The organism is Streptomyces sp. NPDC048277, from assembly GCF_040652235.1.
Lineage (GTDB): Bacteria > Actinomycetota > Actinomycetes > Streptomycetales > Streptomycetaceae > Streptomyces.
In genome coordinates, this window is sequence record NZ_JBEZLQ010000018.1 from 118864 (window position 1) to 134966 (window position 16103).

14 protein-coding genes are annotated in these 16103 nt (G+C 70.8%); 7 read left to right on the forward strand and 7 right to left on the reverse strand.

Features of this window, described 5'->3' with window-relative positions:
• Positions 1–95 precede the first annotated feature (95 nt).
• From AB0D85_RS33565 to AB0D85_RS33585, 5 genes are all read left to right on the forward strand, one after another.
• The gene (locus tag AB0D85_RS33565) at positions 96–944 is read left to right on the forward strand and encodes a serine hydrolase (RefSeq protein WP_362328571.1); all 849 of its coding nucleotides are present in this window, start codon (positions 96–98) and stop codon (positions 942–944) included.
• 65 nt (positions 945–1009) lie between these two features.
• The gene (locus AB0D85_RS33570) at positions 1010–2047 is read left to right on the forward strand and encodes an esterase-like activity of phytase family protein (protein ID WP_362328573.1); all 1038 of its coding nucleotides are present in this window, start codon (positions 1010–1012) and stop codon (positions 2045–2047) included.
• A 124-nt stretch (positions 2048–2171) separates the two neighbouring features.
• Entirely contained in the window at positions 2172–4526 is a 2355-nt protein-coding gene (locus AB0D85_RS33575) for a glycosyltransferase family 39 protein (protein WP_362328575.1), read from the forward strand.
• 138 nt (positions 4527–4664) lie between these two features.
• Positions 4665–5471 (forward strand): endonuclease, encoded by an 807-nt coding sequence (locus AB0D85_RS33580; RefSeq protein ID WP_362328577.1) that lies wholly within the window; start codon positions 4665–4667, stop codon positions 5469–5471.
• 138 nt (positions 5472–5609) lie between these two features.
• Positions 5610–5966, forward strand: a complete 357-nt coding sequence (locus AB0D85_RS33585; protein WP_362328579.1) for a peptidase inhibitor family I36 protein — start codon at positions 5610–5612, stop codon at positions 5964–5966.
• 26 nt (positions 5967–5992) lie between these two features.
• Here AB0D85_RS33585 and AB0D85_RS33590 read toward each other — a convergent pair whose 3' ends face one another.
• The 3 genes from AB0D85_RS33590 to AB0D85_RS33600 form a co-directional block, all read right to left on the reverse strand.
• Complete coding sequence (locus AB0D85_RS33590; RefSeq protein WP_362328581.1) at positions 5993–7678, reverse strand: thiamine pyrophosphate-binding protein; 1686 nt, start codon at positions 7676–7678, stop codon at positions 5993–5995.
• Positions 7675–8643 carry an agmatinase gene (gene speB, locus AB0D85_RS33595; protein ID WP_362328583.1) on the reverse strand — a complete coding sequence of 323 codons (969 nt, stop codon included), beginning with the start codon at positions 8641–8643 and terminating at the stop codon, positions 7675–7677. Before speB ends, AB0D85_RS33590 begins: the two co-directional genes overlap by 4 nt.
• A 67-nt stretch (positions 8644–8710) precedes the next feature.
• Positions 8711–10174: a sodium:solute symporter gene (locus AB0D85_RS33600; RefSeq protein WP_362328585.1), complete on the reverse strand. Its 1464-nt coding sequence runs from the start codon at positions 10172–10174 to the stop codon at positions 8711–8713.
• A 123-nt stretch (positions 10175–10297) separates the two neighbouring features.
• Between AB0D85_RS33600 and AB0D85_RS33605 the strand changes: the two genes are divergently transcribed.
• Together AB0D85_RS33605 and AB0D85_RS33610 are read left to right on the forward strand one after the other, a co-directional pair.
• Positions 10298–11842 (forward strand): PucR family transcriptional regulator ligand-binding domain-containing protein, encoded by a 1545-nt coding sequence (locus AB0D85_RS33605; RefSeq protein ID WP_362328587.1) that lies wholly within the window; start codon positions 10298–10300, stop codon positions 11840–11842.
• Positions 11843–11907: 65 nt separating this feature from the next.
• On the forward strand, positions 11908–12696 hold the full coding sequence (locus tag AB0D85_RS33610) for a phosphatase (RefSeq protein ID WP_362328589.1): 789 nt from the start codon (positions 11908–11910) through the stop codon (positions 12694–12696).
• Positions 12697–12789: 93 nt separating this feature from the next.
• On the opposite strand, the gene AB0D85_RS33615 is transcribed toward AB0D85_RS33610, so the two are convergent.
• The 4 genes from AB0D85_RS33615 to AB0D85_RS33630 form a co-directional block, all read right to left on the reverse strand.
• A complete protein-coding gene (locus AB0D85_RS33615; RefSeq protein ID WP_362328591.1) occupies positions 12790–13104 on the reverse strand; it encodes a hypothetical protein in 315 nt (104 codons plus the stop codon).
• A 162-nt stretch (positions 13105–13266) separates the two neighbouring features.
• Complete coding sequence (gene tesB, locus AB0D85_RS33620) at positions 13267–14139, reverse strand: acyl-CoA thioesterase II (protein WP_362328593.1); 873 nt, start codon at positions 14137–14139, stop codon at positions 13267–13269.
• Positions 14140–14174: 35 nt separating this feature from the next.
• A complete protein-coding gene (locus tag AB0D85_RS33625) occupies positions 14175–15332 on the reverse strand; it encodes an acyl-CoA dehydrogenase family protein (protein WP_362328595.1) in 1158 nt (385 codons plus the stop codon).
• Positions 15333–15473: 141 nt separating this feature from the next.
• Positions 15474–16070 carry a TetR/AcrR family transcriptional regulator gene (locus AB0D85_RS33630; protein ID WP_362328597.1) on the reverse strand — a complete coding sequence of 199 codons (597 nt, stop codon included), beginning with the start codon at positions 16068–16070 and terminating at the stop codon, positions 15474–15476.
• Between the last annotated feature and the right edge of the window lie 33 nt (positions 16071–16103).

Consider the following 16103-nt stretch of genomic DNA (forward strand, 5'->3'; position numbering starts at 1 on the left):
GGGGCGGGGCCCCGGGTGTTCCGCTTCCGTAAACGACTCTCCAAAAACGCCGCACTCGTACAACCTTTCGCGCGAACCCCTGAGTCAATCCGGGCATGACTCACCGGATACCCAGACGCGCCAGAGTGCTGGCGGCGGTTGTCGGCGGGGCCGCGCTCGCCGCGGGCGTGGCCGCCGCGCCCGCCTCCGCCGCCACGCCCACCGTCAGCTGTACGTCGGCAAAGGCGGGCCTCGCCGCGAAGTTGAAGAAGGACATCACGGCGGCCCTCGCGAACCGCACGGGGACGGTCGCCGTCGGGCTGTACGACCGGTCGACCAAGACGACCTGCACCCTCCGCTCCACCACGCACTACGACTCGGCCAGCACGGTCAAGGTGACCGTCCTCGCCACGCTGCTGTGGGACGCGAAGAAGCACAACCGCTACCTCACGACCACCGAGCAGTCGCTCGCCAAGGCCATGATCACCCAGTCGGACAACGACGCGACCTCGAAGCTGTGGAAGCAGCTCGGCCTGACGAAGATCAAGGGCTTCCTGACCGCCGCCGGGATGACCCAGACGACCCCGGGCGCGAACAACTACTGGGGGCTGACCCAGATCGACGTGCACGACGAGCAGAAGCTGCTCGCGCTCGTCACCGCCAAGAACACCGTGCTGAGCGACAGTGCGCGCGCCTACATCCTCAAGCTGATGGGGCAGGTCATCTCGTCCCAGCGGTGGGGCACTCCGTACGGCGTCCCGTCCGGCGTCTCCGTGCACGTCAAGAACGGCTGGCTGCAGCGCTCCACGCACGGCTGGCGGGTGCACAGCCTGGGCACCTTCAGCGGCGGCGGACACGACTACCAGATGACCGTGCTGACCCACGACAACAGCACGATGGCCTACGGGATCAACACGATCCAGGCCGTCGCGAAGGTCATCCACAAGGATCTGGCCGCGAGCTGACCTACGGGGCGACCTTTCACGAGCGGGTCTCCCGCCCTTCACCGTTCGGCCCTACGGTGACGGCCATGCGCCTGCGAACCGTACTCGCCACCGTCACCGCCGGCCTGGCGGCGGCCACCTGTCTGTCCGCCGCCGGGCCCGCCGCCGCCACGGCCGACACCACGTCCGCCAACGCCTGTTCGCCCTCCGTCTCCATCGACGGCTTCTCCGACGCCCTCGACAAGACGACCTTCGACGGCTACTTCGTCGGCAACCTCTCCGCGCTCGCCGTGGACAAGGACGGCTCCCTCGCCGCCCTCGCCGACCGGTCCTACCTCTTCGACCTGGACGCGAGGACGCTCGCGCCGAAGTCGGTCGTCGGGCTCGCCGACGAGAAGGGCGCCGCGCTCGACTCCGAGGGCCTGGTCGTGGACCGGGACGGCACACGGCTGATCACCTCCGAGACCGAACCGTCCGTCCGCCGCTACTCGGTGGACGGCAGGATCCTGGACCGCCTCCCCGTGCCGGCCTCGCTGCTCGTGTCCCCCGCCGGGCGGGCGACCGGCAACCAGACCTTCGAGGGCCTGACCCTCCTGAACGGCGGCCGCACCCTGCTGGCCTCCATGGAGTACGCCATCGCCGGGGACACCGCCGGGATCGTCCGCTTCCAGACCTGGACGCGGACGAAGGACGACCACTTCAGGCTGTCGGCCCAGTACGCCTACCGCACCGACGACCCGATCCTCGGCGTCCCCGAGGTGCAGGCCCTCCCCGACGGCCGCCTGCTGGTCCTGGAGCGCGGCTTCACCTCCGGCGTCGGCAACACCGTCCGCCTCTACCTCGCCGACCCGCGGCACGCCACGGACACCAGCGGCATCGAGAACCTGACCGGGCAGGCGGGCGTACGGCTCATCAGGAAGACCCTGCTCACGGACATCGCGACCTGCCCGTCGCTGGGTGCCACGGCCAAGCAGCCGCAGTCCAACCCGCTCCTCGACAACATCGAGGGCATGGTCGTCACCGGCCGCGAGAAGGGCGCGTACAAGGTCCTGCTCGTCAGCGACGACAACCAGAACGCCGCCCAGACGACGCGCTTCTACCGCCTGTCGGTCCGCGTGCGCTGAGCCGGTACCGGGCCCCGCGCCGCTCCGGAGGTGCGGGGCCCCTCTTACCCACATCTCACCGACCCACAGGCTGCTCCCAGGATCAGCACAGCCCTCGCCCATCACCTGTCTGCATGTTGGGATGGTGACATCTGCCACCGATCCCACCCCCCACACGACCGTGTCCCCCGACTGGGCACCGCCCACGGCGACCCCCGCGGCTCCCCTGCCGGACAAGGCACCGCGCTGGTCGCTGCCCGCGTTGATCGCGATCCTGATCCTGGCGGCGGTGCTCTACTCCTGGAACCTCTCCGGTTCCAGCATGAACACCTTCTACAGCGGAGCCATCTGGGCCGGCACGAAGAGCTGGAAGGCCTGGTTCTTCGGTTCGCTCGACCCGGGGAACTTCCTGACCGTCGACAAACCGCCGTTCGCGACCATGGTCATGAGCCTGTCGAGCCGGATCTTCGGCTTCGGCACGTGGCAGATGATGGCACCGCAGGTCGTGGCCGCCCTCGCCACGATCTGGATCCTGCACTCCACCGTGAAGCGGGTGTGGGGCCACGGCGCGGCGACCGTCGCCGCGCTGGTGCTGGCACTGACCCCGATCACCGTCGCGATCAACCGCGACAACAACCCCGACACGCTCCTCGTCTTCCTGATGGTGTCGGGCGCGGCGCTCGCGTTCCGGGCCACCCGTGACGAGAAGCTGCTGCCGCTGCTCGGCGCGGCGGCGTGCTTCGGTCTCGCCTTCAACACCAAGCTGCTCGCCGGCTGGATCGCGCTCCCGGCCGTCTTCGCGCTCTACCTGTACGCGTCGAAGGCCCCCTGGGTGAAGCGGATCGTCAACCTGGCGCTCGCCGCGGTGGTGCTCGCCGTCTCCAGCTTCTGGTGGGCGATCGCCGTCTCCCTGGTCCCGGCCTCCGACCGCCCGTACATCGGCGGCTCGACGGACGGCTCGGCCTGGGACCTGATCATGGGCTACGACGGTCTCGGCCGTGTCTTCGGCGGCGAGGGCAACGGCGGGGGCGGCGGTGGCGGGGGCGGCGGCTTCTCCGGCTCCGCGGGCCTCGGCCGGATGTTCAACGACATCCTCGGCGGCCAGATCTCCTGGCTGCTCCCCTTCTCGGTCATCGCGCTCGTCGGCGGCCTGGTGCTGTGCGGCCGCGCCCCGCGCACCGACCTCAGGCGCATGGCGCTGGTCCTGTGGGGCGGCTGGACCCTGCTGCACTACGTGATCTTCGCGACCGCCCAGGGCACCATGCACCCGTACTACACGACCGCGCTCGCCCCCGGCATCGCGGTGCTGTGCGGCGGCGGTGGCGTGATGCTGCTCCAGGCGTTCCGCGAGGACAAGAGGTGGATCTGGGTCCTCCCGGCCGCCTTCGGCATCACCGGCATCTGGGCGATCGTCCTGCTGCGCCGGGCCTCCGGCTGGAACACCTGGCTGTGGCCGACGATCGGCGTGCTGACCGTGGCCGGCATCGTGGGCATGATCCTCTTCCGCTCGGGCAACAAGGCCCGGCTGCTGACGGCCTCGCTGGCGGCGGCCGTGGTCGCGGCCCTGGCGGGTCCGACGGCGTACGCCGCCTCGCCCGCCTTCGGTTCCTCCAGCGGCATGATGGGCGGCACCAACCCGACGGCCGGCCCCTCCACGGGCAACGGCATGGGCGGCGGCCCCGGCGGGGGCGGCGGCAACCGGAGCGGCGGCTTCCCGGGCGGCGGCGAGATGCCGGGCGGCACCCAGCAGGGCGGCGGCCAGAACAGCCAGGCCGGCGGCGAGATGGGCGGCGGCTTCCCGGGCGGTACGAACGGCGAGGCCCCGGGCGGTGGCATGAACGGCCAGGCTCCCGGCGGCACGGGCACCGGCACCGGCGGCGGCCAGATGACGCCCGGCGGCGGCACCGGCGAACTCCCGAGCGGCGGCACCGGAAACGGCGAGGTGCCCGGCGGTACCGGCACCGGCACCGGCGAGATGCCCGGCGGTACCGGCACCGGCAGCGACAGCACGCGCGGCGGCTTCGGCGGCGGCATGGGCGGCGGTGGCGGCATGGGCGGCAGCGTCAGCAGCGACCTGATCGCCTACCTGAAGAAGCACATGGACGGCGCCACATGGCTGCTGGCCGTCTCCAACTCCCAGTCCGCGGCGCAGATCGAGCTGAGCACGCAGGAGCCCGTGATCTCCATGTGGGGCTTCACCGGATCCGACAAGGCGATGACCGTCGCCAAGCTGAAGGAGCTGGTGAAGGCGGGCAAGCTGCACTACATCCAGGTCGGCAGCAGCGGCATGGGCATGGGCGGCAACAACACGCTCAGCTCCGAGGTGACCGCGTGGGTGCAGAAGCACGGCACGGCGGTGAAGGAGAGCGCGTACAGCAAGAGCACGACGAACAGCTCGGGTTCGAGCTCGAAGTCCTCCAGCTCTTCCTCCTCGTCCTCCTCGTCCTCGCAGAGCAGCACCTCCTCGCTCTACCGGCTGGACCCGTCGGACGTCGGCTGACGTAGTCCCGGCACCGCAGGAGGCCCCCGACCACTCGGTCGGGGGCCTCTTTTTACGTCCCGTTTACCTGTACGTCCTCATGTTCATGTCACTCTCCTTCTTGCCGCCCAGTCAACCCGCGTAGATGGGACACTCTTTATGCTGGCGACACGCACTCGGCACTGGAAGTCGGTGGCCCTGACCACCGCCGCCGTCCTGGTCGGACTGACCGCCCCGGCGCTGACGGCGACTCCGGCCGCCGCCACGACGACCGCGTACGACTCGACGTACTACAAGAACGCGATCGGCAAGACGGGTACGAGCCTCAAGTCGTCCCTGCACACGATCATCAGCGCCAACGTCACGAAGCTGTCGTACTCGGCGCTCTGGGACGCCCTGAAGAAGACCGACCAGGACCCGAACAACAGCAGCAACGTGATCCTGCTGTACTCGGGCATCTCGCGCAGCAAGTCCCTCAACGGCGGTGACAGCGGCGACTGGAACCGTGAGCACGTGTGGGCGATCTCGCACGGCGACCTCACCACCTCCACCGGCCCCGGCACGGACCTGCACCACATCCGTCCCGAGGACGTGGCGGTCAACGGCAAGCGCGGCAACCTCGACTTCGACGAGGGCGGCTCCACCTTCACCAACAGCGGCGGCAGCAAGGTCGACTCGGACTCCTTCGAGCCGCGCGACGCCGTCAAGGGCGACGTGGCCCGCATGATCCTCTACATGGCCGTCCGCTACGAGGGCGACGACGGGTTCGCGGACCTGGAGCCCGACGACAAGGTCAACAACGGCTCCAACCCGTACATCGGCAAGCTCTCGATCCTGAAGAAGTGGAACGACGAGGACCCGCCGGACTCCTTCGAGGAGAACCGCAACGACGTCATCTACAACACCTACCAGCACAACCGGAACCCGTTCATCGACCACCCGGAGTGGGTGGACGCGATCTGGTAGGCGGACCGGTCGTACTACTTCCCTCACACCGGTGAAGTCGATCTTGGGCTCGGGCGTGTCCCGGTGATCGCCCAGGAGCATGGGGACACCCCGGCGGTTCCGCCGCGGTGTCCCCAACTCCCTTTTCCGGAGAGTCCCGTGAAGCTTCGCACCTGGTCCCTCGCCGCCGCCCTCGCGCTGACCGCACTCGTCGTCCCCGCGCAGAGCGCCGCCGCCCATACGGCCGCCGCCCCCTCCTGTCCCGACGGCTCGGTGTGCTTCTGGAGCGGTGAGGGCTTCGGCGGCGACTACTGGGAGTGGACGTCCCGCAGCGGCTACCGCGACATGCCGCCGAACCTCCACGACAACGTCGGTTCCTTCGTCGCCTCCACCCGCGCCTGCTTCATCAACTGGGACCCGCAGGAGAAGCGCGACGTCTACAACGGCGACTGGCGCTCCCAGTACGGCGGCGACTTCGGCGGCCGTATCGACGGGGTGGGCCCGGGGGCCTGCTGAACACCCGCCCTCCGGAGGGCGGGTGTTCAGCCCAGGTGCGTCGGCGCGAACATCCGCAGCAGGGCCGGGAGGACGAGCACCGAGGGGCCGGGGGTGGCGAGGGCCTTCGCGAGGTCCGTCTCCAAGGTCTGAGGGGTCGTGCGGACCCCCGGGACGCCGAAGGACTCCGCCAGGGCCACGTAGTCGGGGCGGGTCAGTTCCGTCGCCGTGGCCTCGCCGAAGGCGTCGGTCATGTACTCGCGCAGGATGCCGTAGCCGCCGTCGTCGACGATGAGCCAGGTCACCGGCAGGTCGTACTGCTTCGCCGTCGCCAGCTCCGCGATGGAGTAGAGGGCTCCGCCGTCGCCCGACACCGCCAGCACCGGGCGGGTCGGGTCGGCGGCGGCCGCGCCCAGTGCCGCCGGGAAGCCGTAGCCGAGGCCGCCGGCGCCCTGGGCCGAGTGCATCAGGTTCGGGGACTGCGCGTCGAACGCCGACCACGCCCAGTACGCCAGGATCGTCATGTCCCAGAAGGACGGGGAGCCGGCGGGCAGGGCGCGCCGGACCGAGGCCAGCACGTCCTGTTCCAGGGTGAGTTCCTGGGAGGCGATACGGTCGGCGACCTTGCCGAGCAGGGTTCGTACCCGCTCGGGGGCCGACGGGTCCTCGCGTGGGGTCACCGTCTCCAGCAGCGCCTGGAGCGCGAGGCGGGCGTCCGCGTGGATGCCCAGCGCCGGGTGGTTGGACTCCAGCTTGCCGAGGTCCGCCTCGATCTGGACGACCCGGCCGCGCGGCCTGAACGTGTGGTAGTTCGAGGAGAGTTCGCCGAGGCCCGAGCCGACCACCAGCAGGACGTCCGCGTCCTCCAGGAAGTCCGTGGTGTGCCGGTCCTCCAGCCAGGACTGGAGCGAGAGGGGGTGGTTCCAGGGGAACGCGCCCTTGCCGCCGTAGGTGGTGACGACCGGGGCGTTCAGCGTCTCGGCCAGCTGCCTCAGCTTGCCCGACGCGTCGGCCCGTACGACTCCGCCGCCCGCGATGATCGCCGGGCGGGCGGCGCGCGCGAGCAAGTCGGCCGCGACCGCCGTCAGTTCGGGGCGCGGGGGCAGCTCCTCCGGGGTCGCGTCGACCGCCGTGACCACCGGGATCGCCGTCTCCGCGAGGAGCACGTCCTGCGGGATCTCCACCCACACCGGGCCGTGCGGAGCCGTCAGCGCCGACTTCCAGGCCGCCGCGAGCGCGGACGGGATCTGCGACTGGGTGCGGACCGTGTGGACCGACTTCACCACGCCCCGGAAGGAGGCCGACTGGTCCGGGAGTTCGTGCAGATAGCCGTGGCGGCCGCCGCCGAGGCCCGCCGTGGGGATCTGGCTGCTGATCGCCAGGACGGGCGCGGAGGCGGAGGCCGCCTCCTGGAGGGCGGCGAGCGAGGTCAGCGCGCCCGGGCCGGTCGAGAGCAGCAGCGGGGCCGCCTCGCCGGTGATCCGGCCGTACGCGTCGGCCGCGAAGCCCGCGTTGTTCTCCACCCGGAGGCCGACATAGCGCAGGGAGGAGCGGCGCAGGGCGTCGAACATGCCGAGGGCGTGCTGGCCGGGCAGGCCGAAGACGGTGGTCGCGCCGAGCCCGGCCAGGGTCTCCACGACCAGGTCCCCGCCGTTGCGGCCGGCGGGAGGATTCAGGGCTGCGGCCGTCTGCGCCTCCGTCGGGCGGAGCACCAGGTCGTGGTCGTGAGTCACTTCGAGCGCGCCTCGGCAATCTGTCGGGTCATGATCGTGGTCAGTTCGTACGCCGTGTGCGAGGCCGCCACCGAGGTGATCTCGGCGTGGTCGTACGCGGGGGCCACCTCGACGACGTCCGCCGAGACGAGGTGGCAGGCGGAGAGTCCGCGCAGGATCTCCAGCAGTTCCCTGGACGTCATACCACCCGCCTCCGGCGTGCCCGTGCCGGGGGCGTGGGCGGGGTCCAGGCAGTCGATGTCGATCGAGATGTAGAGAGGGCGGTCGCCGATGCGCTGCCGCAGCTGGTCGGCCACCTCGTCCACGCCCCGGCGCATCACGTCCGCCGAGGTCACGATGCCGAAGCCCATCTTCTCGTCGTCCGCCAGGTCCTGCTTGCCGTACAGCGGCCCGCGGGTGCCGACGTGCGAGAGGGCCGAGGTGTCCAGGATCCCCTCCTCCACCGCCCGCCGGAACGGGGTGCCGTGCGTGTACTCGGCGCCGAAGTAGGTGTCCCAGGTGTCGAGGTGCGCGTCGAAGTGGAGGAGCGCGACCGGGCCGTGCTTCCTGGCGACGCTCCGCAGCAGCGGCAGCGCGATGGTGTGGTCGCCGCCCAGGGTCATCAGACGGGCACCGGTGCCGAGCAGTTCGTCGGCCGCGGCCTCGATCGTCTCGACCGCCTCGTTGATGTTGAACGGGTTCACCGCGATGTCGCCGCCGTCCGCGACCTGCGCCAGCGCGAAGGGGGACGCGTCCTGCGCCGGGTTGTAGGGGCGCAGCAGCCGGGACGCCTCGCGGATGGCGTTGCCGCCGAAGCGGGCGCCCGGCCGGTAGGAGACACCGGAGTCGAACGGCACGCCCACGACCGCGACATCGGCGCGGCCGACCTCGTCGAGGCGGGGCAGCCGGGCGAAGGTCGCGGGACCGGCGTACCGCGGGATGCGGGAGGAGTCGACGGGACCGCGGGGCGTCTCGTTGCCACTCATGAGGGAATGCCTTCTTTCCAAAGCTTTCATACGCTTCATTGCGTATGTGCTGCTTCTGTCTCCGACTTTACTGGTGGGCCGGGACCGGCTCGGACACGAGTTCGGGAGCGCCCCGGCCCGCGAGCCGCTCGCGCCAGTTCGCCAGCACGGCCGCGTCGGTCGGCTTCGTCACCAGCGAGACGGCCACATAGACCGCCAGGGACGCCAACAGGCCGTAGTACACGGGCTCGTTGGCGAGGATGCCGTAGCCCGCCATCAGGCCGATCACCGCGAGGCCGCCGACGATCACGGAGGCGAGGGCGCCCTGGACCGTGCCGCGCTTCCACAGCAGCCCGCCGAGGATCGGGACGAGGAGGCCGCCGACGAGCAGGTTGTAGGCGACGGTCAGCGCCTCGACGACGTCGTTGAGGGCGATGGCCGTACCGATCACCCCGAGGCCCATGACCAGGATGAAGACGCGGTTGCCCCGCACCTCGTCGTGGTCCCGTTCACCGGACCCGGCCCTCCCCCGCAGCCGCGACCAGATGTCGTTGTTGGCGACGGTCGCGCAGGCGATCAGCGCGCCCGAGGACGTCGACATCACGGCGGCGAGCGCGGCGGCCAGCACCAACCCCCTTACTCCGATGGGGAGTTCGTCCTTGACGATGGTCGCGAAGGCGTCGTCCGGGCTGCCCAGCTTCGGGTACAGCACCTTGGCCGCCGTACCGATCACCGCGCCGGCGAGAGCGTAGAGCAGGCAGTACGTGCCCGCGACCGTGCCGCCCCACTTCGCCGTCCGGTCGCCGCGCGCCGTGAAGACGCGCTGCCAGATGTCCTGCCCGATGAGCATGCCGAAGGTGTAGATCAGCACGTACGTGAAGATCGTCTCGCCGCCGATGCCCAGCGGGTCGAAGTACGTCGTGGGGAGCTTGGCCTTCATCTCGCCGAAGCCGCCGGCCTTCACCACCGCGATGGGGAGCAGGAGCAGCAGCACGCCGATCGTCTTCACCACGAACTGGACCATGTCCGTCAGCGTGATCGACCACATGCCGCCGAGCGTCGAGTAGGCGACGACGATCGAGCCGCCGAGGATGATCGCGACGGTCCGGTTCATGTCGAAGAGGACGTCGAAGATCGTGGCGTACGCGATGGTCGAGGTGACGGCGAGCATGAGGGTGTACGCCCACATGACCACGCCGGAGATGACCCCGGCCCGGCCGCCGTACCGGAGATCCAGCATCTCGGAGACGGTGTAGACCTTGAGCCGGGCGATCCGGGCCGAGAAGAAGACCGACAGGGCGAGCAGCCCGAGGCCGATGGTGAAGACCATCCAGGCGCCGGACAGCCCGTACTGGTAGCCCAGTCCCACACCGCCGATGGTGGACGCGCCGCCGAGGACGATCGCGGCCATGGTGCCGGAGTACATGGCGGGCCCGAGCCGGCGCCCGGCGACCAGGAAATCGCTCTTCGACTTCGCGCGCCGCATCCCCCACCAGCCCATGGCCAGCATCCCGGCGAGATAGAGGACGATCACTGTGTAGTCGACGGCCATGGGCCCTCCTTCGGTCGAGCACGCGGAGTCGGCTGATGCGGATCGACACTAGGTGGCCGGAAAGCGACTGCGAAGTGTACGTTTCATCCATTCGAGCCGTACGGAATGGAGGGAACGCACACCATGCCCGATCCCGCGGTTCCCCCCACGCCCGCCGTGCCCCTCGCGGCGCTCCTGGCCCGCGAGGACCTGGCCCTGCGCCGGATCGCCGGCCCGTCCGACCCCTCCCTGGTGATCCACGCGGCCCACACCTCGGAGATGGCCGACCCGTACCCGTATCTGCTGGGCGGCGAGCTGCTGCTGACGGCCGGGGTGCACATCCCGGACGCGGCGGGCTCGGGCACCTACTTCGACGACTACGTCTCGCGGATCGTCGCGGCGGGCGGCGCCGCCCTCGGCTTCGGACTCGCCCCCGTCCACGACACGGTCCCGCGCGCCCTGGTCGCCGCCTGCGACCGCCACGGCCTCCCGCTGATCGAGGTCCCGCCGCAGACCCCGTTCACCGCGGTCGCCCGCGCCGTCTGGCAGCTGCTGGCCCAGGCCCGCCTGGCCGAGCTGCGCCGGGTCACGGAGGCCCAGCAGAGCCTCGCGGCCGCCGCCTCCCGCCCGGACCCGGTCCCCTCGGTGCTGCGGCAGCTGGCCAACCGGCTCGGCGGCTGGACGGCCCTCTACGGCCCGGAGGGCACGGAGATCGCGTCGGCGGGCCGCGAGCCCGCGGCACCGCTCCCCGACTCGCTGGCCGAGCTCGCGGAGGTCGTACGCCCGTCCGGCCCCGGCACCCCCACCTCCGCCACCCACGCCACCGCCGGCACCCACCTCGCGGCCTACGCCCTGGGCACCGGCTTCGTCCTCGGGGTGGCCACCTCGGGCCGCGACCCCGGCGACCACACGATCGCCTCGGTCGCCGCGGTCCTTCTCACCCTCCTCACCGGCGAACAGCACAGCGACTCGGGCGCGACCCGCAACGCCGCGCTGGTACGACTGCTCCTGGGCGGCACGGCGGAAGAGGTGGCTCCCCTACTGGGCAAGGGCGACAAGTGGTTCGTCGTACATGCCTGTGCGATCGAGCGACGGGACATTGCCAACCCAGGGGCGCGGGGCCCTGTCGATCTGCGGCTCCGCCGCGGGGCGCGATCAGCCACGAACCACCCGCACCCGCCCGACCTCCTGGCCACCACCGCACTGGGCGCCGCACTCGGCTCGACCCTCATCGACCCCGGAGGGGAGGTCGTCCGCATCCTGCTCCCGGCCGACCGCGCACCCGAACCCCACCCCGGCTGGACCCTCGGCGCCAGCGACGCAGTCAGCCCGCAGCAACTCACCGCCGCCGACACCCAAGCGGCCCGCGCGCTGGCCCGCGCCCGAGCGACCCGCACCCCCCTGGTCCGCCACGGCACCCGCACCGGCCTCGCCGACCTGGTACCGCCGCACGAAGCCGAGGACCATGCCCGCGCCGTCCTCGGCCCGCTCGCCGAACATCCCGCTCTCACCGAGACCCTGCGCACCTGGCTCTCCCTGCACGGCAGTTGGGACCGCACCGCGGTGGCGCTCGGCGTGCACCGCAACACCGTGCGGCAGCGCATCGCCCGCTGCGCATCGCTCCTCGGCGCCGAACTCGACGACCCCGACGTGCGGATGGAGCTGTGGTTCGCGCTCCGTCAGGGGTGAGTGACCCACGTCCCAGCGGGCGATACGCCGGGGAATCGCACAGCGCCCTGCCTCACAATGTAGGCATGCCGATACCCGGGACACCCAGCCGCGCCGAGCTCGTCGAGCACCTTGTGAAGACCCGTATCGCGGGCGATGTCGCCACACCCCGCGAGAACAACCTGCTCCACTACCGCAAGCTGGCCAACGGCGAGCGCAACTGGTGGCTGGGACTGGAACTCGGCGACCGCTGGACCGACGAGCAGGACGTCCTGGCCGTGATGGCCGAGCGGGTCGGGGTGAACGACGACGCCGAGTACCGGTACGGCCAGGACACCATCGACCCCGAGCTGACCGTGGACGGGCTGAACCGGCTGGCGGCGCGGCTGCGCAAGGCGGCCGAGGGGCAGCAGCGGGTGCTGTTCGCGACCGGTCACCCGGGCGGCCTGCTGGATGTGCACCGGGCGACGGCGGCCGCGCTGCGCACCGCCGGCTGCGAGATCGTGGTGATCCCGGACGGGCTGCAGACGGACGAGGGGTACGTCATGCAGTTCGCCGACGTGGCCGTGCTGGAGCACGGGGCCACGCTGTGGCACACCCACTCCGGGGAGCCGATGAAGGCCGTCCTGGGCGGACTGGAGCGCGAGGGCCGTCCGCTGCCCGACCTGGTCGTCGCCGACCACGGCTGGGCGGGTTACGCGGCACAGGCGGGGCTGGACTCGGTCGGCTACGCCGACTGCAACGACCCGGCGCTGTTCCTCGCCGAGTCGGAGGGCACCCTCCAGGTGGCCGTACCGCTCGACGACCATGTGCTCAGCCCGCGCCACTACGACCCGATGACCGCGTATCTGCTGGCCGAGGCGGGACTGGCCTGACAGAGCGATGTGCGGCCCCCGGAAGCGGGAGCCGCACATCGTGGCCTGGCCCTAGACCCTCAGCTGTTCCTGGTCTGCTGACGCTCGGCCCGCTCAGCCGAAGCCGAACCCGTTGAAGCCGAATCCGCCGAACCCGCCGAATCCACCGAACCCGCCGGTGACGACGGTGGGGACGACCACGACGGGGACGACGGGAACGACGCCGACGAACCCGAAGTTGCGGAAACCGCAGCCGTTGTTGAATCCGCCGAACCGGGAGTTGCAGCCGAAGCCGCCGGTGACGACGTTCTGGTGAGAGGCGGGGACCGCCGCCGAGGCGGTACCCGCGGCGCCGACCGCCGCGCCACCGGCCAGCAGCAGGCCGGCGGCGGACATCGCGGCGAGACGCCTCGCGCGCTGTACTCGCATGGGAAATACCTTTCTGCCGGACATACGTCCGCTACGCGGCACGTCCGCTATGCGGCACATGCACTGTGCGGCATTTCACTCATAGAGCTTAATATCGGACAAGCCGGACGGCACCCCGGACGATCACCGAAAGTGATCATCCGAGGTGGCAGGCCCCGGGGGTCACCGGGGAACGCGGACCACGCCCTCCTGGATCACGGAGATGGCCAGTGAACCGTCCTGGGTGTAGATCCGGGCCTGGCCGAGGCCGCGGCCGCCGTGGGCCGACGGGGACTCCTGGTCGTACAGCAGCCATTCGTCGGCGCGGAACGGCCGGTGGAACCACATGGCGTGGTCCAGCGAGGCGCCCACCACGTCCCCGACGGCCCAGCCGCCGCGGCCGTGCGCGAGCAGCACGGAGTCGAGGAGGGTCATGTCGGAGACGTACGTGGCGAGGACGACGTGCAGCAGGGGGTCGTCGTCGAGCTTGCCGTTCGTGCGGAACCAGACCTGGCTGTGCGGCTCGCGCGGCTCGCCGAACTTCCCGTACGGCGGCTCGTCGACGTACCGCAGGTCGATCGCCTCGCGGGCCTCCAGGAACTTCTCCACCACGGCGGACGGCAGGTGCTCGTAGCCGCGCAGGCGCTCGGCCGAGGTGGGGAGGGCCGCCGGGTCGGGCGCGGGCGGCATCGGGGTCTGGTGGTCGAGGCCGTCCTCGTACGTCTGGAAGGACGCGGAGAGGGCGAAGATCGGGCGGCCGTGCTGGACGGCGACCGCGCGCCGGGTGGTGAAGGAGCGGCCGTCGCGGATGCGCTCGACGGTGTAGACGATGGGCGCGCCCGGGTCGCCGGCCCGCAGGAAGTACGCGTGCAGGGAGTGGGCGTGCCGGTCCGCCGGGACCGTACGCCCGGCGGCGACCAGCGCCTGGGCCGCGACCTGTCCGCCGAAGACCCGTGGGACGAGGCCGGCCCGGGAGGAGGCCTGGCCGCGGAAGATGTTCTCCTCGATCTGCTCCAGGTCGAGCAGATCGAGGAGATCGTTCAGTGCCTGGTTCATGGCACCTTTTCTACTTGCCGGTAATTGCGGGGACCTTACAGGCCCATGTCCTTGGCGATGATCGTCTTCATGATCTCGCTGGTGCCGCCGTAGATGCGGTTGACGCGGTTGTCCGCGTACAGGCGGGCGATCGGGTACTCGTTCATGAAGCCGTAGCCGCCGTGCAGCTGGAGGCAGCGGTCGATCACGCGGTGGGCGACCTCGGTGGTGAACAGCTTGGCGCTGGCGGCCTCGGCGGGGGTCAGCTCACCGGCGTCGAGGGCCTCCGTGGCGCGGTCGACGACGGCCTCGGCCGCGTCCACCTCGGCCTGGCAGGCGGCCAGCTCGAACTTGGTGTTCTGGAAGGCGGCGACGGGCTGGCCGAAGACGACACGCTCCTGCACGTACTGCTTGGCGAAGCGTATGGCGGCCTTGGCCTGCGCGTAGGCGCCGAAGGCGATGCCCCAGCGCTCGGAGGCGAGGTTGTGGCCGAGGTAGTAGAAGCCCTTGTTCTCCTCGCCGAGGAGGTCCTCGACGGGGACCTTCACGTCGACGAACGCGAGCTCGGCGGTGTCGGAGGTCTTGAGGCCGAGCTTGTCGAGCTTGCGGCCGACCGAGTAGCCCTCCGCCTTGGTGTCCACGACGAAGAGGGAGATGCCGTGGCGGCGGTCCTCCTTGGTCGGCGCGGAGGTGCGGGCGCAGACGATCATGCGGTCGGCGTGCACGCCACCCGTGATGAAGGTCTTGGCGCCGTTGAGGACGTAGTGCGTGCCGTCCTCGCTGAGCTTGGCGGTGGTCTTCATGCCCGCGAGGTCGGAGCCGGTGCCCGGCTCGGTCATCGCGATGGCCCACATCTCCTCGCCGGAGACGAACTTCGGCAGGTAGCGCTTCTTCTGCTCGTCGGTGGCGAGCAGCTTGAGGTACGGCAGGCCGAGCAGCACGTGCACACCGGAGCCGCCGAAGGCGACGCCCGCGCGGGCGGTCTCCTCGTAGAGGACGGCCTCGAACTTGTACGAGTCGATACCCGCGCCGCCGTACTCCTCGTCGACGCGGATGCCGAAGACGCCGAGCTCGGCGAGCTTGTAGTAGAAGTCGCGGGGTGCCTGGCCCGCCGCGAACCACTCGTCGTACACCGGTACGACCTCGGCCTCGATGAAGGCGCGGATGGTCTCCCGGAACGCCTCGTGATCCTCGTTGAACAACGTACGGCGCACGCCGCCACCTCCAGGCAGGTCCATCTGTCTAAGCGCTTGCTCAGAGCATTACCGTACCGGCGGGTAGGGGCATGGGTCCAGGGTGGGAGACGGGGGACGGGCGTAACGCTCGTCACGCCCGGGAGGCCCGCAGGGGAAGGGTCACTCCCCCGCCGCGGCGCCGAACGCGCCCTTCGCCATCCGGTGCAGCAGGACCGCCGTCGCCCCGCGGCCCGGCAGGGAACCCGGTCGGCCCAGATGCGGGGTCGAGTTCAGCAGGCCGAAGACCGAGTGGACCGCCGAGCGGGCCGCGGGCTCCGCCAGGGCCGGGTAGACCTCGCGGAGCACCTGGACCCACAGCTCGACGTACTGGCGCTGCAGCTGGCGCACCAGTTTCCGGTCGCTGTCGCGCAAGCGGTCCAGCTCCCTGTCGTGCAGGGTGATCAGTGGACGGTCATCGAGGGCGAAGTCGATATGGCCCTCGATGAGGGAGTCGAGGACCTCCCCGGCGGGGACCCCGTCGGCCTCCGCCAGCCGCCGCTTCGCCCCCGTCAGCAGCTGTCCGCTGATCCCGACCAGCAGCTCCGCGAGCATCGCGTCCTTGCCCGCGAAGTGCCGGTAGAGACCGGGCCCGCTGATGCCGACCGCGGCGCCTATCTCGTCGACGCCGACGCCGTGGAAGCCGCGCTCGGCGAACAGCCGGGCGGCCTCCTTGAGGATCTGCTCGCGCCGGGTGGGGGCGTCGGTTCTCGTGACCATGAGGCAATTCTAGACAGGGAGGTTAGCGGTCGT

Excerpts from the sequence above, each read along its gene's own strand:
- AB0D85_RS33600 (WP_362328585.1), bottom strand. The coding sequence starts at position 10,174 with ATGGCCGTCGACTACACAGTGATCGTCCTCTATCTCGCCGGGATGCTG.
- AB0D85_RS33605 (WP_362328587.1), top strand. The coding sequence starts at position 10,298 with ATGCCCGATCCCGCGGTTCCCCCCACGCCCGCCGTGCCCCTCGCGGCG.
- AB0D85_RS33615 (WP_362328591.1), bottom strand. The coding sequence starts at position 13,104 with ATGCGAGTACAGCGCGCGAGGCGTCTCGCCGCGATGTCCGCCGCCGGC.
- tesB (WP_362328593.1), bottom strand. The coding sequence starts at position 14,139 with ATGAACCAGGCACTGAACGATCTCCTCGATCTGCTCGACCTGGAGCAG.
- AB0D85_RS33580 (WP_362328577.1), top strand. The coding sequence starts at position 4,665 with ATGCTGGCGACACGCACTCGGCACTGGAAGTCGGTGGCCCTGACCACC.
- AB0D85_RS33610 (WP_362328589.1), top strand. The coding sequence starts at position 11,908 with ATGCCGATACCCGGGACACCCAGCCGCGCCGAGCTCGTCGAGCACCTT.
- AB0D85_RS33565 (WP_362328571.1), top strand. The coding sequence starts at position 96 with ATGACTCACCGGATACCCAGACGCGCCAGAGTGCTGGCGGCGGTTGTC.
- AB0D85_RS33570 (WP_362328573.1), top strand. The coding sequence starts at position 1,010 with ATGCGCCTGCGAACCGTACTCGCCACCGTCACCGCCGGCCTGGCGGCG.
- speB (WP_362328583.1), bottom strand. The coding sequence starts at position 8,643 with ATGAGTGGCAACGAGACGCCCCGCGGTCCCGTCGACTCCTCCCGCATC.
- AB0D85_RS33630 (WP_362328597.1), bottom strand. The coding sequence starts at position 16,070 with ATGGTCACGAGAACCGACGCCCCCACCCGGCGCGAGCAGATCCTCAAG.